Here is a 22,354-nt window from a genome sequence, read left to right as displayed (position 1 = left end):
GAAAACCTCTGCCTGCTCTTTAGAAGAAACGGATTACAGCTCACCGAGTCCCCCGCTGCCGCAACGCCGACGGCATGAAATACGAATCTTCCGGCACCGGTTGCGAGAAGTCGACGGTGGAGGCTTCTTCGTTATCCAGGTTCTGCACGTAGTACCGGCGGGCCTGCAAGTCGTGGAAGACGTCGAGTGCGCTCCAGGTGGTGGGCAGGTCGTAGAAGTTTTTCAGGTAGGCCATCGATACGCGCCACAACTCCCCTCGCCCGTCGTACTGGTCCACCAGCGCGGCGCCCCAGCTGTCTTCATCCAGAAACAGCACTCGCTTGGAATAGACATGCCGCGCGCCCGGCTTGAGCGTGCCTTCCACCACCCAGACCCGGTGCAGTTCGTAGCGGGTGTAATGCGGGTTGAGGTGGCCGGGGGTGAGCAGTTGGGCGTATTTGACGTCGGGGCTGCCGACTTTGTAGTTGTTGTAGGGGATGTAGATTTCCTGCTTGCCCTTGAGCTTCCAGTCGAAGCGGTCCGGCGAGCCGTTGAACAGGTCGGTGTCGTCTGCGGTGCGCAGGCCATCGGAGGAGGCGATCGGCGTGTCGTAGGCGAGGTTCGGTGCGCGGCGGACGCGGCGTTGGCCGGCGTCATAGATCCAGGCCTGGCGGGCGTCCTTGAGCTGGTCCAGTGTCTCGTGCACCAGCGCGGCACCACCGGCGAGGCGGGCCGGGCTTTTCACGAAGGCGAGGTAGTAGAACAGGATGTTTTTCAGGTCGGCGAACTGGCCGCCCGGGCGGTAGTAGTTGAAGAAACCTTCCTGCTGCGAGGTCACCAGCGCGAAGCTGCCGTTGCGTTGCACCGGTGCTTCGGAAGCTCGGCGAACGACGTAGATGCCGCGATAGCGAGTGATGTGATTCCACAGCACTTCGACCCCGTCCTTGGGCACCGGAAACGGCACGCCGCCATAGGCATCGGCGAACCCGCTGCCACCCTCCAGCAGTTTGGCCGAGGTCGCATTCTTCAGGGTGTTGTCATACAGCCACTGCGGTGCCGAGCCGGATCGGCGCGAAGGATAGACCGGCATCTGGAAGGTGTCGGGGTAGCTGTTGAACAGGGCAATCTGTCCCGGTGTGAGATGCGCCTTGTACTGGTCGAGATTGGCCTTGCTGATGGTGAACAGCGGTTTGTCCGACGCGTACGGATCGGGGTGATGCTGGCCGGGTTTGTAGCCCGCCGGGGCCTGGGTGATGCCGCCGGTCCAGGCCGGGATGGTGCCGGCAGCATTGCCGGCGCGCTCGGCACCCATGGGGGTGAGCGAGGTTTTCAGTTGTTCGGCTTGCTGGGGCGAGATGGCCGCCAGTGCACTGCCGGTGGCCAGGCCGAGGACGAGCGCCAGCGTGGTTTTGGTCAATCGTGAAGTGTGAAACATGTTCGTTCTCCGAAATAGAAAACCTGTGGTACTCACAAGAAATACTTGAGGTTGAACCCGACGTTGTCGCGGTCGCGAATGCCGTTGTTCTGCCCGCCGCCCCAGAACTCGGTGTACTGCAGTTCGGCTTCGAGCTTGTTCTGGAAGTTGGCCTTGACGCCCAGCGTGTAGGCCTTTCGCCCGTCGATGGCGTTGCCGGCCTGATAGCTGTTGCCCTTGAAGTCGTCCTTGTAGACGACGTAGGGCGAGACGTTGATCCCGGCGTACACGTCGTTCCAGGTGCCGTTGAACATCACCGTGTAGCTGTAGGAGTTTCGGTTGACCTGATCGTCGCGATCACCGCCGGACACGTACGAAGTGTTGCCGGTGCCGGCGTAGTAACGGGTGCTGCCGTCGTAGGCGATGTATTGCAGGCTGCTGCCGCGCAGGTGCTCGGAGGCCAGTTCGAAGATGCCGAACATCGAGTCGAACGACAGCGTCGGGCCGAAGTTGTAGATGCTGCCCAGCGAGGTGTTGAACGCCTCCACCCGCTCGGCGTTGTTGATCTGGCTGTCGAGGGTGACCATTTGCCCGCCGACGTTAATGGCCTTGCCGGACACCGCCGCCGCAGCGCCGTTGGCCAGATCGCCGATCAAGTCGTTGGTGGCGGCGATGCCGATGGGCAGATTCGGTCGATAGGCCAGCTCACCGAACACCGAGGCACTGCCCAGCGTGGTGTTGAAGCTGAAACCGTACATGCGGATGTCTTCGGCATACCGCCGATGGGCCTGGATGTTGCCCATCACATCGGCAGTCGCCAGCCCGTTGGCGAGGGCCCCGGCCTGACTGCCGGCCACGCTGGAGAGCATGTTGGTCAAGGCATTCATGTCGATACCCTTGTAGCCGCCAAGGTCGGCGGCGATGGTCGGCTCCTTGGCGTGGTAGTTGACCATGTACAACCCGAACTCGGTGCTGTTGAGCTCTTCGGCGATGTAGCGAAAGGCGAAGCCGAACTGACCGTCGTTGCGTGCGTTGTAATCCTTGCCGATGGACGCCACCTTGAGGGTGTTGCCATAGGTCGGGGTCACGCCGTTGGCGTAGAGGCCGGTGGATTTCAGCGCCGGGCCGAGCAACGGGTTGTTGCCCAATGCGCTGTACAGGCCGATGACATTGCCGAACCCCGGCACCGGCGTATCGAGGGCAGTGCCGCTGAAGTTGTTGTAAGCGGTGTTGCCGCCGTCGGCGAACAGGTCGGTCTGCGAGTAGAAGGTGCCGACCGGATCGATGCGGGTTTCCTTCCAGTTGGTCTGGTAGAAGCTCTCCATGGTCAGGTTGTCGGTCAGGCCGATGTTGAAGCTGACCGCCTCCACCGGCATCAGCACTTCCTTGACTTCAGCGCCGGGCAAGCGGTACTTGGCGGCGTCCACCGGGTTGGTGGTGTTGATCCCGCCGCGATAGAAAATTCCCTCGCCCCAGTTGAACACCTGACGCCCTACCCGCGCCGTCACCGGCATTTGGGCAACATCCCAGCTGCCATGAACGTAGGCGTCGAGCATTTCGATCCGGCTGCCGGCGATGTCGCGGGTCTGGCTGGTGAAACGGTCGTCCTGGGGATAACTCTGGCTCGGCTGCGACGGGCTGTTGTTGTGGTAGTAGTCGTTGCGCTTGTCCATCAACTGAGTGTCGTAGAACGCGGTGCCGCGCAAGAACATCCCGTAGTTCTGGTAGTTGGCCTCCAGCTCCGAAGTGATCTTGTACACCTCGGAAACCAGCCCGGTTTCGAAGTTGCGATTGCCGTCGTTGGTGTTGACGTCATCATTGTTCTTGTCCCGGCCCTGGACCCGCCACAGGCGGCCGTAGGACAAGGTCGTGTCGAGCGAGCCGGTGACCTGATTGTCCAGCACGCTGAACTCGGCGGCCTGCACCGCATCGACTGCGCAGAGTTGCAGCAGCCCTGCCAAACCGACACCGGGGAGCGCTGCGCCAGACAGGCGCAATCGAGTGTTGATCATCTGTTCCTCCTTCCCTGTTCTTATTGTTGTGTGTTGCCGCGATGCTTAGGGCGCCAGTCCCGCACTGACATAGATCCGGCTGTGGGCGCCGAAATGGCCGAGCAGTCTGAGCAGTTGCCGGTTGAGTTGCGGATGGTCGAAATTCTCTTGCTGCAGCTGATTGCCGGCACTGAAATCGCTGGTGACCGGTGCCGTTTCCAGCCACTGACCGATGGCTTCATCGAAGGCGGCGGAGTCATTGACGGACTCGGCACTCACCACTTCACGCAGGTAGTCCACGGAGTACGGCGGGTAATGTGCGTCCCCGGAGACATCGGCGTAGGCGTCAAGCATCGGATGCGGCTGGCCGGCGCGCAGCACGCGGCGCAGCCAGGTCGACTGGTATTTCTCGACTTCCGTGTGGCGGGTCGCGACCCGTTCAATGGACGCCTGTTTGTCCTGCGCAAAACCGGCCAGGGCCTTGCCTTCCAGCAGCAGAAGGCTCGGCAATTCGACGCCTGGCAGCGGCTTGGCGTGATACGGCTGGGTCAGGTCTTGAACGTGGTGCAGGCCCCAGCCGAGAAAGCGATATCCCCAGTAGGAATGCCCCGTGGCAAACGCCAGTCGCGCCAGCCCCATGTACTGATACGCGCGCCAGTCCGGCCAACTGCGCTCGAGAAATCCGGCAGCCGCGTACACCACCGGACTCTCATGGAAGAAGCCCATGTGGAACGGCGCCTGGGAGCTGTACTGGAAGCGCGCATCGCCAAACGGCTGTGGGCCGAAGCCGTACAACGCGGCGACTTCGCCGGGGTTGTCGCTGAACAGATTGATGTCGTGGCCGTAATCCGGCTCATCAGCCGCGCTCGCCAGTACGGCGAGGGGCGCGACTTTTTCGTGATCAGCCACGCGAATGAAACGCTGTCGATTCCACGGCGAAAGCGTCTGCTCGACCATCACCTGATCGGCCTGCAGATGTTCGCGTTCGGGCAGGTCTTTGCCTGGCAACGGCTGAATGACCATCGCCAGATGAATCAGCGGATTGATCCGCAACGCGGTGAGGAAGTCGTGGCGCAGATTGTCGCTCGGCGCCGCTGGCATTTTGAGGTTGTCGGGACGCGGCGGGTATTGCTTGAAGTGTTCGCGGGCGAAGCGTTCCTGTTCATCGAGCAACGCGACGATGGCCGTGTATTGCTCGGAGAGAAACCGCTCCAGCGGTTCGACCTCGACGAGCGATGCATCGCGCAACACCGGCAGATCCTGCAACGCCAGGTAGCTGCCCACCGTATGGTTCGACCAGCCCCACGCCGTCGGGGCCATTGCGCAAAGCAGCAGGAGGGAGATCAGCTTCATTGCTTCTGGTTCTTGTTATGTGTGCCGTGGGGATCGAGCCTAACAACCGACCCCGCCCCTGACACTGTCCGATCTCACCAGAAAAGTTCTCCGATAGCGCCACATGCGCTGTTGTTTCAGGCCGGGTAACCGGTGATCTTGCGGATGCTCTGGTACAACGGTTTGAGCTGTCGATACATGCGCAGATACACGTCCTTGTACAGTCGCTCGTAGACCTGCTGCGCCTCAGGCTGCGGCTGGAACACCGCGCCAACCCGGGTCATCGCCGCTATCGCCGTGGGGAAATCCGCGTGCAACCCAAGCCCCACCGCACAACAGATCGCCGCCCCCAGGCCAGACGCTTCATAGACATGCGGGCGCTCCGCCGGCAGGCCGAAAATGTTCGCCGTGAGTTGCATCGCCGCATCACTTTGCGAGCCACCGCCGGCGACCCGCAGACGGGTGACGGAGATCTTCGAGCGCTTCTCGATTTTCTCCATGCCTTGGCGCAAGGCATAGGCCAGGCCTTCAAGAATCGCCCGGTAAATGTGCGCACGGGTGTGCACATCGCCGAAGCCGATCATCGCGCCTTTGGCCTCCACGCCCGGTTCGCGAATGCCCGGTGACCAGTAGGGTTGCAGCATCAAGCCCATCGAGCCCGGTGGCACCGCATTGACCAACGCATCGAACAACTGCTCGGGCTCGACGCCCTGCTCCCTGGCCTGCTGCATTTCCCGCAGGCCGAACTCGTTCTTGAACCAGCTGACCATCCAGTAGCCGCGATAAATCATCACCTCACAGTTGTACTGATCCGGTACCGCCGACGGGTACGGCGGAATCAGCGGGACGATTTCCAGATAGCGCGAGCGGGTACTGGTGATCGTCGCCGTGGTGCCGTAAGACAGGCACACCGTGCCCGAGTCAACGACGCCGGAACCGAGGACTTCACAAGCCTTGTCCGCCCCCGCTGCGATCAGCGGAACCCCCTCGGGAATGCCGGTGTGGCGACTGGCTTCGGCGCTGATGTGGCCGAGGATTTCACCGGGCTTGTGCAAGGTCGGCAGTTGCTCGGGACGCACCGCCAGCGCCTGCCATTTCCAGTCACGGGTTGCGGCCCAGCGCAGGCGTTTGAAGTCGAACGGCAAGTAACCGACGCAACAACCTACCGAGTCGACGAAGCGCCCGCACAGCCGATGCGTGAGAAAGCCTGAGAGCAGCAAAAACTTGTCGGTCGCCGCCCACACTTCGGGTTGATGGCGGGCAATCCAGTTGGCCTCGGCCTGGGCGCGAAAGTAATCCACGGTGGCCTGCGCGCCGGCCAGTTTGAACAGCCAGCCCCACGGCCCCTTTATCCCGCCTTCGACTTCACTCTGGCGCTGGTCGAGCCAGAGAATTGCCGGGCGCAGCGGCTTGCCTTGGGCATCGACGTTGATCACCGTGCCGCGCTGAGTGGTCAGGGAAACCCCGGCAATCTGCGAGCGATCGATGCCGGTTTGCGCCCATACCTGCTGACAGGCCTCGCCCAGTTTCGCCCAGTAATATTCCGGATCCTGTTCGGCCCAGCCCGGCTGCGTCGAGTAATAGACCTGCAATTCAACTTTGCCCTTGCCGAGCAGATTGCCCTGCAAATCGAAGAGCAGCGCGCGCACGCTCTGGGTGCCATTGTCGATGGCCAGCAGGTAACGCTTGTTCGGGTGGTTGTCCATGGAGCTCTCTTCGAGGGGCATCACTGCGCGATTTCCGGCAGGCCGTGATGGCGTTGCCATAACGCCTGGTAACGTTGCTGTTCCTGTTGCCAGCGTTCGTCGTCCCAGCCCAATCGTGGTTGGCAGAGTCGGCGAATGGCCGGGAAACAATCGGCGCCGCCATGGGGCAGCAACAGGCCGAGACGGGTTCGGCGCAGCAGCAGGTCATCCAGATGCAGGACCATTTCTGCTTCGCAGGCGAAGGCCAGTTCGGCCCACAAGGTGTCGGTGGCGCCGACCGTTTCACGACCCAGTTCGGCGAGCAGTTGCGCCAGCCTCGGCAAGTCCCGGCCATGTCGCCCGGCCAGACGTCGCCACTGACCGGGGCTGAGGCCGGGGATTGTCAGTGGCGGCACGGCGGCAAATACCGGCGCGGCATCGTCATCAAAAGAACGGCCAAGCATGTCGGCGCACGCCTTGAGCACTTCGATGGCCTGCGGTCGGAACGTCGTGAGTTTGCCGCCGGCCAACGTTACGCAACCCGGCTCCTGCCACAGCACATGTTCACGGGTTTCGTTCGACGGTTTGTCCTGATGCTCACCCGCCGCACTGCCCACCACCGGGCGCACGCCGGACCAGGTTGAAAGCACGTCGGCCGCTGTCACTTCAGCGCCGGGAAACTGCTGTCGGCAGGCGGCCAGCAGATAATCGAGTTCCTCTGCGCTGATGCTCGCGCTCTGGTCCAGTTTCTCGCGGTGATCGAGGTCGGTGGTGCCCACCACCGTGGCGCCTTCCCACGGGAAAACAAACACCGGTCGCCGATCCTGCTCGTGCATAAACGTAAAGGCCTGCGCCACCGGCAAGCGCCAGCCCGGCAGCAGCAAATGACTGCCGCGCAACGGGCGCAACTGACGCGGTGCCTCGGGCGGACGCAAGCGTTCGGCCCAGGCCCCGGTGGCCACCGCCAGCACACCACATCGCAATTGCATTGATGCGCCGGCCTCGCAATCCTCGACCTGAACCCCACACACCCGCCCGTTTTCACGCAACACATGTTCGACGCGCATACCGTTGAGCACTACCGCGCCATCGCCCCGCGCTTCGCTCAACACGCGCATCACCAGCCGTGCGTCATCGGTCAGCGCATCGACAAAACAGGTGCCGCCCAGCAGACCATTTTCTTTCACGCCCGGCGCCAGAAAACGCAGTTGCTGCGCATCATGAAAACGATGATCCCGGCGCCCGGCCAATGCGTCATAGACCGACAACAAACCACCCAACACACGCGGCCCGGGAAAGCCGCCGCGATAGTGCGGCATCATGAAACTCATCGGCTCCACCAGCCCCGGCGCTTCGTCGAGCAGACGCTGGCGTTCGCGCACCGAATCCCGGGTCAGGCGCCACTGGCCCTTGGCGATGTAGCGCAAACCGCCATGGACCATTTTCGAAGATCGGCTGGAGGTGCCCCAGGCGAAATCACGCTGTTCCAGCAACAGGCAACGCCAGCCACGGCGCGCGGCTTCACGCAGGATGCCGGCGCCGCTGATGCCGCCGCCAATAACGATCAAATCCCAGTGCTCACCCGCCAGCGTCGGCAGGATTTGCTGGCGCCATTCGGCGTTCCAGTCCGCGCTCATGGCGGTCACTCCTGCAACAGGGTGCCGGGGTTCAGGCGCCCGGCCGGGTCAAAGTGCCGGCTCAACGCCTGCAAGGTGTCCATCGCCAGCGCGCCCTTTTCGCGCGGCAGGTACGGCGCGTGATCCTTGCCCACGCCGTGCTGGTGGCTGATGGTGCCGTGGTTGTCGACGATGGTCTGGCTGGCCGCGTGCTTGAGTGATTTCCAACGGGCCAGTGTCGCGGGATAGTCCGCCGCCGGGCGAAACACGTAGGTGGTGTAGATGCTCGAGCCTTCGCCGTAGACGTGGGACAGATGGGTGAACACGTGCACTCGCTCACCTTCGGCCGCCAATGCATCCCGCAGGCTGTTTTCGATCAGGTTGAGCAGGTTGTCGACGTTGCTCCAGTCGGTAGCGGTTTCCAGGGTGTCGACCACATAACCGGCGTTCCACAGGTTCTCCCGCAGATACGGAAAACGAAAGCGGTTCTGCGCCCACTTCTTGCCGAGCAGCGTGCCGGTGAACACCCCGCCGAACGCCTTCAGATGCTGACGGGCCTGAGTCAGGGACAGCGCATTCTGCTTGCGATTGCCGGTCACGCCGAAGGTCAGCAGGCATTTGCCTTGCCCGGCCCCGCGCAGGCTCAGGTATTTTTCCAGCCAGGCGATCTGCTGCGGATGACCGGCCAGTGCCAATTGGGTTTCGGTCTCCACCGCATTGGACAGGCGCAGCATCGACAGCGGCACCCGCGCTTGCGCCAGTCGCCGAATGGCTTGCAGCGCCTTGCTCCAGCTGGGCAGAAACACGCCGTAGAAACGCTCATCGGCCGGCAGCGCACTGACCCGCACCTTGACCTCGGAAATGATCCCGAAACGCCCCTCGCAACCCAGCACCACTTCACGCAGATCCGGGCCGGCCGCCGAGGCCGGGAAGGTTGGAATCTGTAGCGGTCCGGCAAAGGTTTCCAGGGTTCCGCCGGCGAACAGTTGCTCGATCCTTCCGTAGCGCAGCGATTGCTGACCACTGGATCGACTGGCCACCCAACCGCCCAGCGTCGACAGCTCCCACGACTGCGGGAAATGCCCAAGCGTGTAGCCACGGGCGCGCAATTGACTTTCCACCTGCGGACCACTGGCGCCGGGGCCGAAAGTCGCCAGCAGACTTTGTTCGTCGAGGTCGATCAGACGATTCATCCGCGCCAGCGACACCGTCACCACGGGCCGCGCAGAGTCCGGCGGGTTGATATGCCCGGCCACCGACGTGCCGCCGCCATAGGGAATCAGGCACAGGTCCTGCGCCTGGGCGAGCGCCAGCAACTGGCGAATGTGTTCGGCGGTTTCCGGGAACGCCACGGCATCGGGATAGTTGCCCAGCGCGCCTTCACGCAACGCCAGCCAGTCCGGCAGGCTCTGGCCCCGGGCATGCAGCAAACGATCATGGGCGTCGATGCTGTACAAGGCGTGTTCCGCCAGCCGCGAGACCGGCACGCGGGCCAATGCTGCTTCAAGCGTGGCGTCGGGCAGCGCTCTACCTTCCCCTAGCCGCTCATGGAGAAAACTTGCGCCCTGGGCCGGCAGTTCGACCACCGTGGTTGCATCTCCCCAGCCGTTCCAGCGTCGCATGCGTGTGTCCTTCTGTGCAGTCTGATCAGTGAGATTTCAGGCCCTCATACTAGTCAGCCGGCGGAAAGTGTCACGGTCGCATCCGGCCAGTTCGAGTAGCCAATTGAGTCAAACGTCGCGCAAGCGTCAGCCATTTACTTTAGTCGTGGATTCAAATTACCTTTCAGGGCGCTCATCCGCCCGTGGCGGCCTCGATCAAGGGAATTAGGTCATGCAATCGCTCGGCTTCACCTCCGTTCCGCCACTGCTCAAGTACCTGTGCCACGCCGAGCATCTGGGCTTGGCCATCGAGCCTGCGTTGGTGGCGGCCGGGTTGCAGGCGCAGCAGTTGAGCGACAACAGCCTGCGCCTGCCGGGTGAAACCCATGAGCGCTTGCTCGATTACTTTTGCGAGCATTCGGGCGATCCGCTGTTCGGCCTCAACGCGGCGAATTTCGTGCTGCCCAATTCCTGGAGCGTGCTGGGTTACATCACCATGAACTGCGCGACACTGGGCGACGCCATGAGCCGCATCATGCCGTTCGAAAAACTGGTGGGCGACATGGGCGTCAGCCGTGCCGAGGTGCAGGACAGCCACGTGCACCTGATCTGGAGCTGTCGTTTTGAGCGCCCGCGAATTCGCCGGCATCTGGTGGAGAACGTGCTCGGCTCCTGGCTGCAATATGCACGCTGGATCGCCGACACCCAGTTGTCGCCGGCCGCTGTGTGGCTGGAGCACTCACGTCCGGCGGACACGACCCTGGAACAGTACGAACAGTTTTTCGAATGCCCGGTGCTGTTCGATCAGCCCTATTCCGCGCTGATCGTGCCGTTGCCGTATTTGCAGTTGCCGCTGCGCCAGGCCGATGCGCATTTGCTGCGCACCCTGGAAGAACACGCGCAGAGTTTGATGGCGACACTGGAGGATGCATCGCTGGAGCAGCGGGTCAAAAGCATCTTGCGCCAGTTGCTCAAGGAAGGTCTGCCGCGCAAGGAACAGGTGGCCGAACATCTCGCCGTCTCGGTGCGCACGCTGCAACGCCAGTTGCATCAGGCCGGCACGTCGTATCAGCAGATCCTCGATGAACTGCGCCAGGAACTGGCCGAGCACTACCTGCTCAACAGCACCTTGCCGATTCAGGACATTGCGCAGTATCTGGGTTTCACCGAACCGCGCTCGTTTCACCGCACCTTCAAGAGCCGGCGCGGGATGCCGCCCGGTGAGTTTCGGCAGACTCACCGGGTAGCGAACGACAGCTAGAGGCTGATCGCGTTGGTGAACACCAGACGATTGCCGAACGGATCGGCGATGGTCATGTCCTGGCTGCCCCACGGCATGGCCTGAATCCCCGGGTGGGAGAACTTGTAGTTCTTCGCCAGCAGTTGCTGCTGGAATGCCTCAAGTTCATCGGTCTCGATCCGCAGGGCCGAACCCGGTGTCGCATCGCCATGATGCTCAGACAGGTGCAGCACGCATTCGCCCCGGGAGACTTGCAGATACAACGGAAAACCGGGTTCGAAACGATGCTGCCAATCGATCTTGAAGCCGAGGAAGTCGACATAGAACTCCAAGGCCTTGGCTTCATCGAAAATCCGCAGGATCGGGGTGGTTTTGCCGAAGCTCATGGGGTGCTCCCTGACTGATTGGCCCCGTAGTGTAGCCGGGGTAGATGTCAGCAATTCGGCTTGGTGATGGCTTTCTTTAATCGCAATGTGCCATCACTGTGACGCAATCCGCGAAACTCAGTGAAAGTTGTCACGCAGATCACCTTCACGCGCCAGAAACCGCCCTGCCCTTTGCCCGTTGGCCTGCCCCTCGCGATAACTCAGCACGCCGTTGATCCACACGCCGTCGATGCCTTGCGCGGCACGTTGCGGGTCGCTGAAGTCTGCCACGTCATGCACGGTTGCCGGGTCGAACAACACCAGATCCGCCCAGTGTCCTTCGCGAATCTCGCCCCGCTCTTTCAAGCCGAAACGCGCCGCCGACAGACCGGTCATCTTGTGCACGGCGGTGTGCAGCGGAAACAGGCCGACGTCACGACTGAAATGGCCGAGCACCCGTGGGAAAGCGCCCCACAGGCGCGGATGGGGGAACGGGTCTTCCGGCAAGCCGTCGGAACCGACCATCGTCAGCGGATGGGCGAGGATCCGGCGCACGTCGTTCTCGTCCATGCCGTAATACACCGCGCCCGCCGGCTGCAGGCGTCTGGCGGCATCGAGCAATGGCATCGTCCATTCGGCCGCGATGGCGGCCAGGTCGCGGCCGCTGACTTCCGGGTGTGGCGTCGACCAGGTGATGGTGATGCGGTGGGCGTCGGTGACCTGCTTCAGATCCAGCGTCGAAGAACTCGCCGCGTAGGGGTAGCAATCACAGCCGACCGGGTGGGTTTTCGCCGCTTCTTCCAGCGACGCGAGCAACTGCGGGCTGCGCCCCCAGTTACCCACACCGGCACATTTGAGGTGGGAAACGATCACCGGCGAACGGGCGTGGCGGCCAATGCGAAAGGCTTCGTCCATGGCCTCCAGCACCGGCTCGAATTCACTGCGCAGATGGGTGGTGTACACGGCGCCGAACGCGTTCAATTCTTCAGTCAGTTGCATGACTTCATCGGTGGACGCCGAAAACGCACTGGCGTAGGCCAGACCTGTGGATAAACCAAGGGCGCCCGCCTCCAGGCTTTCACGCAACTGCTCACGCATCGCGGCGATTTCATCGTCAGTCGCGGTGCGAAACAGATCATCAAGGTGATTGCTGCGCAGCGCCGTGTGCCCGACCAGTGCCGCGACGTTCAGCGTGGTGTTGGCCGCTTCGACCGCCGCGCGGTAATCGCTGAAACGCGGATAGACGAATGCGGCGGCCGTGCCGAGCAGGTTCATCGGATCCGGTGGATCGCCCTTGAGACTGACCGGGGCGGCGCTGATGCCGCAGTTGCCGACAATCACCGTGGTCACGCCCTGGCTGAGCTTGGGCAGCATCTGCGGCTGGCGGATCACCACGGTGTCGTCATGGGTGTGCACGTCGATGAAACCCGGCGCCAGCACACGACCGGCGGCGGCGATCTCTTCGGTGGCGCGGGCATCGCCCAGATCGCCGATGCGCGCGATGCGGCCGTCGAGGATTGCCACATCGGCGGTGTAGCCCGGGGTGTTGCTGCCGTCGATGACCAGGGCGTTGCGAATCAGTGTGTCGTACAGCATGTCAGTCTCCGGCGGCAGCGCGGCGTCAGTGTCTGCCTTTGATCAAATGGTGATCGAATCCTTGTTCGATCAGGTAGCGCCAGGCTACCTCGACTTCCTCGGGAATCACTTGCTCGGTTTGAAAGCCCATCGAAGGGTAAACCATGATCCGGTGGATATCCCCGACCATTTCGTCGATCAGCCCCAGGACCCCGATCAGGTTGCTGACCTCCCCCGGAAAACTGAACGACGGCGCATCCACCCACGCCTCAAGCTCTGGCCATTGAACGGGCAAGGTCAGCGCCACGCGCCGGATCGAATTCGGCTTGGTCAGGAAGGTCGCCCGGCGCACGTCCGGGAACAACGCCCTGGCAAACGCGATGTTCTCGGCGAAGTTGGTGGCGCGGGATTCGAGGGTGAACTGATCCGGCGAAACACCTTGAATCATGGCCCGTTGCGCAAAAATATCGGCTTCGGTGCGTGCCCACAAATGCTTCGTCCAGTTGCCGGTGTTGCCGGTGAACAACAGATGCGGGGCGACGCCTTTTTTCAGCAACTGACAGGCGTAATCGCAGACCCGCAAGTCGTAGGAACCGCACACCACGATCAGCTCACACTCACGGTGCTGGCGCCCTGCTCCCAGGAAATTCCACAGGACGGTCGCGTGTCGCAAGGTCGGTGTCATGAGTGTGCGAACCTCTTGGTAACGTTCCCACTGATAAACAGCCCGCCGTCGACATAAAGGTGTGTATCCACACCGCCCTGCGAGACCGGGAGCGCCGTGAAATCCGCGTACGTCCGCAGTGCCCCGTGGGCCGTCAGCGTAGGATCGTCGCCGATACCGATGCACAGCGCGCCGCTGCTGACCGCCGACTGCACACCGCTGACCGAGTCTTCGAAGACCAGGCATTCATCGCTCTGACGCTCCAGGTGGGCGGCGGCCAGACGATAAGGATCGGGAGCCGGTTTGCCACTGCGCACATCGTCGCGGCAGATGATGCAGTCGAAAACCGACGTCAGGTCGTGTTGTTGCAGGACGTGGTCGACTCGCGCTCGCCAGCTGCTGGTCACCAGCGCCAGCGGCACGCGTCCATTCAATTCGGCGATGAACGCAGCGCCCCCCGGCACCAGCGCGCAGATCGAAACCTCTTCGATGGCATCGACTTCCTGCTTGATCACCACACGCTGCTCTTCGTCGAACTGACCAAACAGGGCCCGTAGGGTGTAACCGCCCGGGCGGCCGTGAATGTGATCGTCGATGAAGGCCTGATCGACCGTCACACCGTACTTGCGCGCTACCGTGGTCCAGGCCAGTTCGATGACCTGGCGCGACTGGATCAGCACGCCATCCATATCAAAGCAGACGGCTGTAAACGTTCGTTGTGTCATCGGTTGCACTTCGCATTTTCTGGTGAGCAATGAATGCCAGCACGGTCCCCATCAGGGCAAACAGCGCCATGACATACCAGGACCATTGTGGCTGCGTCTCGTACAGATACCCGGCAAAGGGTGTGGCCAACCCCATGGGCAAGGCAACTGCCAGCGAGTAATAGACCCCCTGGGTAAAGACCTGGATATCCGGTGGTGCATGGTCGCGAATACAGCGCATGATCGCCGAGTGATACGACGCGAAACTCAAGGCGTGCAGGCATTGCCCCAACAGGATCACCGGCACCGCATCGCTGTCGGAAAACAGCGCCCAGCGCGCCGCCGCACAGACGCTGGAAAACATCACGATAGACAACGGCGAACAGCACGACAGGACTTTGTTGGAGAACGCGAAATAGGTGATTTCCGCGATCACCGCCACTGACCAGAACACCCCGATGGCGGTTGAAGAATAGCCCTTCACGCCCCAGCCGATCGACGCCGTGGAAAAGTACAGGGTGTGACTCAGTTGAATGAAACTGGCGGCGGCAATCGCGATCAGCAGGCCCTTTTGGGCGAACAGTGCCTTCCAGTCGGGCCGCTTCGTCGCACGCTCGGGGGGGTGCAGATGCGCCAGCGTGACCTGACGCTTCAGCCACAGGCACGCCAGCGCGGTGAGCAACATGCACGCGGCAATCACCACCGGCACCCAGGACTGGCTGTACTGCGCAAACAACAGGCCGCCGAGGGTCGATGTCAGGATAAAGGCCGAGGAGCCCACCGCGCGGACCCAGCCATAGTTCTGCAGGGCTTGCTTGTCACGCTTGAGCAGATAGGACTCGGACAGCGGCAACACCACCATCCACAGCCCGCCGAACAGAATGCTCAGGCACACGAATCCCCACAGGTGCACCGGCATGAAATAGAACAGCAACGTACACAACGCTGCCGAGAAACCGAGAAAAGCCGCGAGCCGCAGTTGGTCCACGCGCCAGTCGGCCACGTAGGTGATCAACACTCCGGTCACCACCTGGGGCCAATAGACCGCCGCGATCAGCAGGCCAATCTGGCTGGCGCTGAAACCCAGCGAATTCAGCCAGGTCGGCCAGAACGGATAGATGATCCCTTCCGCGGCAAAGAACCCGAAAAAGATCAGATACATGAATCAACCATACGCTCGATACTCCTGAGCAGGGCTCCAGCGGAGCCCTGTAACCATCCTTGCGTTATTCGAAGCGTTGCTGGGTGAAGCTGTTTTTGCCTTTGCGCCAGACAATCAGCGACTCACTCATCACCACCAGATCGACCATCCCTTCTTTCAGCGCATCCAGTGCATCCTGAGACGAACACACGATCGGCTCTTCATGGCGATTGAACGAGGTGTTGATCAACGCCGCCTGACCCGTCCGCTCATGCCAGGCATTCAACAGGCGATGCATGAACGCATCGCGCTCCGGGCGAATGATCTGCGGCCGCGCGGTGCCGTCGATGTGCACGACTGCCGGACTGGCTTCGCTGAACTGCGGATGACAATCGTAGGTCATGGTCATGGTGTCTGCCGCGACTTGATCCTCATCCCAGCCGACGTAGCAGGCCGCTGCCTGTTCAATGGCGGTGACCGGGCCGAACGGCATGAACTCCGTGCGGTGCATGCGCTTGTTCAGCCAGTCGTTCACTTCGCCATCCTGCGCGTGATAGACGATGCTGCGGTTGCACAGTGAGCGCGGGCCGAACTCCATCTTGCCCTTGAACATGCCCAGCACCTGGTTTTCCATCAGTGCGTCGGTCAGCACATCGATGATGTTCGACGGGGTGTGGTAACCGAGCTCGGGATAGTCGCGATGGATCAGGTTGATGTTCTGCGAAACGCTGCGCGAATCCGGGCCGAGGGTCATTACCGGGTTCTTGAAGCGGGTGCCGTTCTCCAGGTACGCCGCCCCGACGGCCGCCGCCAGTGCCAGGCCACCATCGCCCATGCACGGCAGCACATAGACGTTTTTAACGCCGGGAATCTCGCGCAGGCGCTGGTTGAGTTTGACGTTGCCAAACACGCCGCCGGCCAGGCACAGATTGGTGCTGCCGCGTTGTTCCAGATGATGTTTGACGACCGCCACCAGCAAGTCTTCGGAGTGGCGCTGCACGGCGGCGGCGATATCCTCGGGGGTTTCCCGGGAGAAAAGGGTTTCCAGTGATTCGCTGTAGTTGTTGTAGGACGGCACGAACAGGTCGCCGCAACTTGCCTTGATGCGCCCGTCTTCGAAACGGATCATCTGCTGCATCAGCCCCAGCAACTTCTGCGGATCGCCGAACGCGGCCAGGCCCGTGACCTTGCCTTCATGACGGTTCGGTTTGTAGCCCAGCAAGTGAGTGATCCGGCCGTAGAAGTAACCCAGGCTGTCGATGCTGGTTTCTCGTTGCAGCACCGTGGTTTCGGTCGGGCTGTACCAGGTCACGGTCAGGGACTGGAAGTCGCCGCGCCCGTCACAGGTCAGGGTCAAGGCCTCATCGAACGGCGAGCAGACATAGGCGCCGAGCGCATGGCACTCGTGGTGATCGATGTAATACGCCTTGCCGGTCAAGCCATTGGCAGCGATGTACCGGTCGAATTCGGCGCGCTTCTCTCTGTCGTTGCGGACTTCATCGGTGACACGCTGGCGGAACTGCGCCAGGCCCTCGGGGTTGTTCCGGACCTCCTCGACGATCCGGTCGAAATACAGCTCAAGGTGTTTATCGGCGTTGAAACCGGCATTCCATCCGTAAGCCACGTAGTCGAGATCTTCCAGCGACACGCCGGCCTGACTCAAGACAAACTCGATGGATTTGGCGGGCCAGATCTTGTGGTCCTTGATCCGGGTGAAACGCTCTTCGCTGACTGCCGAGAGAATCTGACCATCACGTACCAGGCAAGCGCCCGACAAATCGTTATTGGTAATGCCCAAAATGACCATAACTACTCCTTGTTCTTGCCAATTTCGCGGATGAGTTTGCCCACGACCGAAGAGCGCAATGCTCCAGCCAGGGCGCTTGGTGCCGTGTCATGAACCGTGAGGAGGCGAAATCGTCTGGTTCGCCCGGGATGTGCCTTTACAAGCAGGCAGCAGAGGTGCGTATTGCCATCGCAAATTCCTTTTGCAAAAAATTTCCACGGGCGTTACCCACCGACCTGGCCTCATGGCCAGACAACCAGTGGGTGCCCGCTATCCTACAAACCGGCCAGTTGCGTTGGCCATGCCTGTGCGGGGATCAGACTAGTAGGAAATGTCTGAACGTTTCGATGAGCCTCGGCATCCTGTCCTTCTTTTCCGGGGCATAAAAAAACCTGTGGGAGCCGGTTGGCTCCCACAGGTTCAAGTGTGGTGCGGGCTCACACCATTTCGTTGCGGATCCACTCGACCACCGACGTACGCTTCGGCGCCCAACCCAGCAATTCGCGGGCATGTTTGCCGCGTACCCGGCTGTTCGATCCGAGCCCGTAGTTGGCCATTTCGTAGCCCCACTCCGCTTCGGCGTCTTTCAGCGGCCAGTCTTGCGGCTCACCGAGGTTCAGGGCTTGGGCCATGGCAGTGGTCATGTCGATGAACGACGCTTCGCCGCTTTCGACGAAGTAGAAGGTGCCCGGGACGTTTTTGGTCAGGGCCAGCAAGTACAGCGCCACCACGTCTTCGATGTGCACGTTGGACCAGATGTTCTGGCCGGTGCCGACGTGACGCACCACGCCGCTTTGGCGCGCCTGTTTCAGCAGGCGCGGCAGTTGCACGCTGTCGCGATTGACGCCCAGGCTGTGACCGTAGATCAAGGTGTTGCAGATGACGGCCGAGTTCACGCCGTCCTTCGCCGCGGCGAGGATCAGGTTGTCGATGGCCACGCGTGCGGCTTTGTCGATGGTGGGCTCCGGCAGGTTGTCTTCGAAGTAGATGACGTCGCTGGATTTACCACCCGAGGCATCGCCGACGATGCTCGAACCGCTGGTGTGCAGGAACACTTTGTTCGAGCCGCGCAGGGCATCGAGCAAGGCTTCGACGGCGCCGCGATGGTCGCTGCTGGCGGCGTTGATCACCGCGTCAGCGGCGCGAGCCTGTTCGGCCAGCAGTGCCTTGTCGTCGAGGGTGCCGATCACCGGGGTGATGCCCAGTGCTTTCAGCTCATTGGCCTGTTCCTCGCTGCGCACAAGACCGGTGACGGCGTGGCCCGCCTGGACCAGACCGGTGGCGATGGAGCCGCCGATAAAACCGGCGGCGCCGGTGACGAATACGTTCATGGAGAAACTCCCTGCGTGAATAAGTGATGCAACGAGTATCGACCGCAGAACCCGGTGGAAAAACCCGTCCACAACCAAATCACTGTTGCGCAGGGGTCACGAATCAGCCTTTGAAATCAGCGCTGGCGTAAGCCGCCAGTTTGCTCTGGATGAAATCCAGGAAGCACTGGATGCGCAGCGCCAGTTGTGAGTTGCGGTAGTACACCGCGTTGATCGGCTGGCGATAGCCGCTGTTGAATTCCGCCAGCAACACCTTGAGGCGCCCGGCGCGAATGTCGTCGATAGTCATGAAATGCGAGAGGCAGGCAATGCCCTGGCCCTCCAGCGCCAGATGCCGAACCGTCTCGCCGCTGGAGGCGCTGATCGCCGGGGTGATCGGCCAGCGATCGCCGTGCACGTAACGCAACGGCCATTGGTTGAGGCCTTCGTTCTGGGTGAAGCCGAGCAAGGTGTGTTCACTCAGATCGGCGACCTGGAGCGGCGCACCGTGCTTTTCCAGATACGCGGGACTGGCGACGATCAACAGCGGACTGCAGCCGAGCGACCGGGCATGCAACGTCGAATCGGCAAGGGTGCCGATGCGGATGGCGACGTCGGTGCTTTGTTCCAGCAGGTCAATGATCAGGTCATTGCTGTTGAGTTCGAGCTGGATGTCCGGGTACAGCCGACGGAATTCGTCGATGTACGGCACGATGGCGTGGAGCATGAACGGCGACGCGGCGTTGATTCGCAGTCGCCCCGATGGCGTCTGTTGACGTGAAGACAGGCGCTCTTCGAGTTGATCCATCTGGTCGAGGATCAGCTTGGCCTGTTCGAAGAAATACTTGCCCTCCTCGGTCAGGTCCATGCGCCGGGTGGTGCGGTTGATCAGCGTGGTATCGAGCTTGGCTTCCAGCCGCGACAGCGTGCGGCTGACCGCCGACGGCGTCTGTCCGACCTGCTCGGCGGCGGCGGAGATCGAACCGCATTCGATCACGCAGACGAAAATCTGCAACTCATCGGATCTGGCTTTCACGGGTGTCCTCGAATCGAAAGGCCTGCTGCACAGGCTCAGGCCTTCGATAGTAGCCGAGCGTCAGGCCTTGAGGCCAAACACCTCGGTCAGATGCTGCTCGTAACGCGCCACATCCGCTTCAATGTTCGGGCGTTTCATCACGTCCACGCAGAGGAAGGTCGGCAAGCCGGTCATGCCAAGAAACTCGTTGGCCTTGTGGAACGGGAAGTAAACGGCATCCACGCCTTTGGCTTCGAAGAAGTCGCTTGGGTCATCGAACGCCTGCTGCGGTGCGTTCCAGGTCAGCGACAGCATGTACTGCTTGCCCTGGATCAGACCGCCGCTGCCGTACTTCTGCGACGCGTCGGAACGGGTGCGACCATCGCTGGCGTAGAGGCTGCCGTGGCCTTCGGTGAACACTTCGTCGATGTACTTTTTCACCGTCCACGGCGCGCCCATCCACCAGCCGGGCATCTGATAAATGATCACGTCGGCCCAGAGGAATTTGGCGACTTCTTCAGCGATGTCGTAACCCTCGTCGATGAAGGTAGTCTTGACGTCGACACCACCACGATCCAGCACGCTCAGCGCCGCTTCGTGCAGGGTGGTGTTGTAGCGACCGTCGGAGTGGGCAAATTTTTTACCGCCATTGAGCAACAGCAATTTTTTCATGGGACAGCCTCGATCGGATGCCGATGCGCAGCGCAGAGCGCTGGATGGACAAGGGGAGAAAATTGGATGGCGGCAGATTAACGATGCGCCTCGCGCGGAATAAGCCGCGCTTGCGCAAAATTCATTTGAGTAAAACGCACGAATCGATTGCAGATTGTTGCCGTAGGATTGGCCGCCATCTGAATCTGAGGAGTTTTTTGCGATGAGCGAACGCCAGGGTTTCATCCTGCACGCCAAGACCCGCCCGGAAAAAGCCGAGGCCTTCGAAGCGTTTTTCCGCGCTTATGTCGAGCCGAGCCGCGCCGAACCTGGCTGCATCGAGTACCACATGCTGCGCGACAAGGAAGATCCGAGCCTGTTCATCTTCTACGAGATCTGGGAAAGCCAGGCACATCTGGACGTGCACTCGAACCTGCCCCACATGCAGCAGTTTCTCGCCAATCGCATGGAGTATCTGGAGCGGGATTTCGATATCCGCCCGATTGAAATGCTCAGCGCGTCGTCCGCTAGCCGCTGATCAGCAGATGGGCGCCGAGCGCGCCCAGACCGATGAAGAACACCCGCTTGAACAGCACGGCACTGATGCGCTGGCGCAGCCATTGGCCGAGCAGCATACCGAGCATGGCGGGGATCAGCGCCAGCAGCGAAGCGCTCAATTCCGCGCCGCCGAGCGTACCGCGCCAGAGCAATCCGCCGGCCAGTGCCAGGGTCGAAACCGTGAAGGACAGGCCCAGCGCCTGAACCAGTTCGTCGCGGCTCAAACCCAGTGCCTGTAGATACGGCACCGCCGGAATCACGAACACGCCGGTGGCCGAAGTGATGACGCCGGTGATCACGCCACACAGCGGTCCCAGCCACGGTTCATGACGGCGACTGACACTCAGCGTCGGCATAAACAATCCGCTCAGCGCATAGAGCAACAGCGCCGTGCCCAGCCCGCGCACCACCCAATGCCCACCCGCCATGCCGATCCACAACGTGCCGATGGCCGTACCGAAAAAGATCGCCAGCAGCATCGGCCACAGCCGGTTCACCAGCCCGCGCAGATGCCCGCCGAACGCCAGTTGCCAGACATTGGTGAGGGTTGCCGGAATAATCAGCAACGCCGCAGCCTGCGACGGCACCATAGCCAGACCAAGCAAGCCCATGGCGACGGTGGGCAGGCCGAGGCCGATCACGCCTTTCACCAGACCGGCGAGGACGAAGGTCGCAATCACCAGCAAAGACAGGGCCAGACCGAGGTTTTGATAGAAATCTGCGAGTGCGTTCATGGCGATACTGTGCGCCTGCGCGGATGAACTGAAAATCTGTCATACACTGAGGCAGCCTCTCTCTCAGCAAGAGCCACACGTCATGCACTTCGACCTCACCGACCTGCGCCTGTACCTGCACATCCTCGACAGCGGCAACATCACCGCCGGCGCCGCCCGCAGTCATCTGTCGCTGGCGGCGGCCAGTGCGCGGATCCGGACGATGGAAGCTTCGTTGGGCACCGAGTTCTTGGAGCGCGGGCGCCGTGGCGTCACACCGACGCCGGCCGGCAAAGCCCTGGCGCAACATGCGCGAGTGTTGCTGCAACAGGCCGACCGCTTGCAACAGGATCTGGCGGAATACGCGCGCGGCGTCAAAGGCCAGGTGCGTCTGTTGTGCAACACCACGGCCCTCAGCGAATACCTGCCGGAGGTGCTCGCGGATTTCCTGCGTGAGCATCCCAACCTCGACATCGATTTGCAGGAGTTGCCCAGCGCCCGCATCACCCATGCCTTGCGCCAGGGCGCGGCGGATCTGGGCATTGTGTCCGATGCGATCGACACCACCGACTTGCAGACCCGAGCCTTTCGCGATGATCCGCTGGTGCTGATTCTGCCGCTGGAACATCCGCTGTCTGACGCGACCGAAATCAGTTTCAGCGACGCCCTGCGCCACGACTTCATCGGTCTGCATGCCGACAGCGCGCTGGCGATTTACCTGGAAGAACAGGCCCTGCACAACGGCTCACGGATGCAGATCCGTATCTGCGCCGATGGTTTCGACGGCGTGATGCGCATGGTGGCCCGGGGCGCCGGAATCGGAATCGTGCCGCTGGCGGCGGTCCAGCGTGCCGCGCCGCAAGCCTTCAAGACCGTGCCGATGAATGAGGGCTGGGCCATGCGTAAACTGTTGCTGTGCGCGCGGGATTTCGCCGCCCTCCCCGCCTATGCCCGCGCGTTGCTCGACGCCTTGACTCTGCCCTGAGGGGCAGACTTTACCCTTGGGGTTTCTTC

The 22,354-nt window shown here is 61.8% G+C and carries 19 protein-coding genes; 3 read left to right on the top strand and 16 right to left on the bottom strand.

What is annotated here, in order from left to right:
• Positions 1-40: 40 nt before the first annotated feature.
• From NH234_RS04605 to NH234_RS04580, 6 genes are all read right to left on the bottom strand, one after another.
• Positions 41-1,414: a DUF1329 domain-containing protein gene (locus NH234_RS04605; RefSeq protein ID WP_367255733.1), complete on the bottom strand. Its 1,374-nt coding sequence runs from the start codon at positions 1,412-1,414 to the stop codon at positions 41-43.
• 32 nt (positions 1,415-1,446) lie between these two features.
• On the bottom strand, positions 1,447-3,405 hold the full coding sequence (locus tag NH234_RS04600; protein ID WP_367255732.1) for a DUF1302 domain-containing protein: 1,959 nt from the start codon (positions 3,403-3,405) through the stop codon (positions 1,447-1,449).
• A gap of 45 nt (positions 3,406-3,450) precedes the next feature.
• Positions 3,451-4,737: a phospholipase gene (locus NH234_RS04595; RefSeq protein ID WP_367255731.1), complete on the bottom strand. Its 1,287-nt coding sequence runs from the start codon at positions 4,735-4,737 to the stop codon at positions 3,451-3,453.
• A 116-nt stretch (positions 4,738-4,853) separates the two neighbouring features.
• Positions 4,854-6,422 (bottom strand): FGGY-family carbohydrate kinase, encoded by a 1,569-nt coding sequence (locus NH234_RS04590; protein WP_085734053.1) that lies wholly within the window; start codon positions 6,420-6,422, stop codon positions 4,854-4,856.
• A 20-nt stretch (positions 6,423-6,442) separates the two neighbouring features.
• The gene (locus tag NH234_RS04585; RefSeq protein ID WP_367255730.1) at positions 6,443-8,038 is read right to left on the bottom strand and encodes a glycerol-3-phosphate dehydrogenase/oxidase; all 1,596 of its coding nucleotides are present in this window, start codon (positions 8,036-8,038) and stop codon (positions 6,443-6,445) included.
• Between the two features lie 5 nt (positions 8,039-8,043).
• The gene (locus NH234_RS04580) at positions 8,044-9,639 is read right to left on the bottom strand and encodes an FAD-binding oxidoreductase (protein WP_085734055.1); all 1,596 of its coding nucleotides are present in this window, start codon (positions 9,637-9,639) and stop codon (positions 8,044-8,046) included.
• A gap of 211 nt (positions 9,640-9,850) precedes the next feature.
• Here NH234_RS04580 and NH234_RS04575 point away from each other — a divergent pair, with 211 nt between their 5' ends.
• A complete protein-coding gene (locus NH234_RS04575) occupies positions 9,851-10,879 on the top strand; it encodes an AraC family transcriptional regulator ligand-binding domain-containing protein (protein ID WP_367255729.1) in 1,029 nt (342 codons plus the stop codon).
• Here NH234_RS04575 and NH234_RS04570 read toward each other — a convergent pair.
• From NH234_RS04570 to NH234_RS04530, 9 genes are all read right to left on the bottom strand, one after another.
• Positions 10,876-11,244 carry a glyoxalase superfamily protein gene (locus NH234_RS04570; protein WP_085734057.1) on the bottom strand — a complete coding sequence of 123 codons (369 nt, stop codon included), beginning with the start codon at positions 11,242-11,244 and terminating at the stop codon, positions 10,876-10,878. The genes NH234_RS04575 and NH234_RS04570 overlap by 4 nt on opposite strands.
• Positions 11,245-11,361: 117 nt before the next feature.
• Positions 11,362-12,819 carry an amidohydrolase family protein gene (locus NH234_RS04565; RefSeq protein WP_367255728.1) on the bottom strand — a complete coding sequence of 486 codons (1,458 nt, stop codon included), beginning with the start codon at positions 12,817-12,819 and terminating at the stop codon, positions 11,362-11,364.
• A gap of 25 nt (positions 12,820-12,844) precedes the next feature.
• Positions 12,845-13,483, bottom strand: a complete 639-nt coding sequence (locus tag NH234_RS04560) for a YdcF family protein (protein WP_085734059.1) — start codon at positions 13,481-13,483, stop codon at positions 12,845-12,847.
• Positions 13,480-14,187 (bottom strand): HAD family hydrolase, encoded by a 708-nt coding sequence (locus NH234_RS04555; protein WP_367255727.1) that lies wholly within the window; start codon positions 14,185-14,187, stop codon positions 13,480-13,482. Before NH234_RS04555 ends, NH234_RS04560 begins: the two co-directional genes overlap by 4 nt.
• Positions 14,153-15,328 carry an MFS transporter gene (locus NH234_RS04550; RefSeq protein ID WP_367255726.1) on the bottom strand — a complete coding sequence of 392 codons (1,176 nt, stop codon included), beginning with the start codon at positions 15,326-15,328 and terminating at the stop codon, positions 14,153-14,155. The genes NH234_RS04555 and NH234_RS04550 overlap by 35 nt, the downstream gene beginning before the upstream one ends.
• Positions 15,329-15,392: 64 nt before the next feature.
• Entirely contained in the window at positions 15,393-17,114 is a 1,722-nt protein-coding gene (locus NH234_RS04545; protein ID WP_367255725.1) for a carbamoyltransferase, read from the bottom strand.
• A gap of 416 nt (positions 17,115-17,530) precedes the next feature.
• A complete protein-coding gene (locus NH234_RS04540; protein WP_367255724.1) occupies positions 17,531-18,424 on the bottom strand; it encodes an NAD-dependent epimerase/dehydratase family protein in 894 nt (297 codons plus the stop codon).
• 103 nt (positions 18,425-18,527) lie between these two features.
• Positions 18,528-19,439, bottom strand: coding sequence for a LysR family transcriptional regulator (locus NH234_RS04535; RefSeq protein WP_007953823.1), 912 nt, complete (start codon positions 19,437-19,439; stop codon positions 18,528-18,530).
• Between the two features lie 60 nt (positions 19,440-19,499).
• Positions 19,500-20,090: an NAD(P)H-dependent oxidoreductase gene (locus NH234_RS04530; RefSeq protein WP_367255722.1), complete on the bottom strand. Its 591-nt coding sequence runs from the start codon at positions 20,088-20,090 to the stop codon at positions 19,500-19,502.
• 202 nt (positions 20,091-20,292) lie between these two features.
• On the opposite strand from NH234_RS04530, the gene NH234_RS04525 reads away from it, so the two are divergent.
• A complete protein-coding gene (locus NH234_RS04525; RefSeq protein WP_065261059.1) occupies positions 20,293-20,607 on the top strand; it encodes a putative quinol monooxygenase in 315 nt (104 codons plus the stop codon).
• On the opposite strand, the gene NH234_RS04520 is transcribed toward NH234_RS04525, so the two are convergent.
• A complete protein-coding gene (locus NH234_RS04520) occupies positions 20,597-21,361 on the bottom strand; it encodes a sulfite exporter TauE/SafE family protein (protein WP_367255720.1) in 765 nt (254 codons plus the stop codon). The two genes, NH234_RS04525 and NH234_RS04520, sit on opposite strands and share 11 nt — an antisense overlap.
• A gap of 82 nt (positions 21,362-21,443) precedes the next feature.
• Here NH234_RS04520 and NH234_RS04515 point away from each other — a divergent pair, with 82 nt between their 5' ends.
• Entirely contained in the window at positions 21,444-22,325 is an 882-nt protein-coding gene (locus tag NH234_RS04515; RefSeq protein WP_367255719.1) for a LysR substrate-binding domain-containing protein, read from the top strand.
• Positions 22,326-22,354 lie beyond the last annotated feature (29 nt).

Origin of the sequence: Pseudomonas sp. stari2, from assembly GCF_040760005.1 — a bacterium.
Classification (GTDB): domain Bacteria; phylum Pseudomonadota; class Gammaproteobacteria; order Pseudomonadales; family Pseudomonadaceae; genus Aquipseudomonas.
This window is presented reverse-complemented; position numbering and strand designations above follow the sequence as displayed.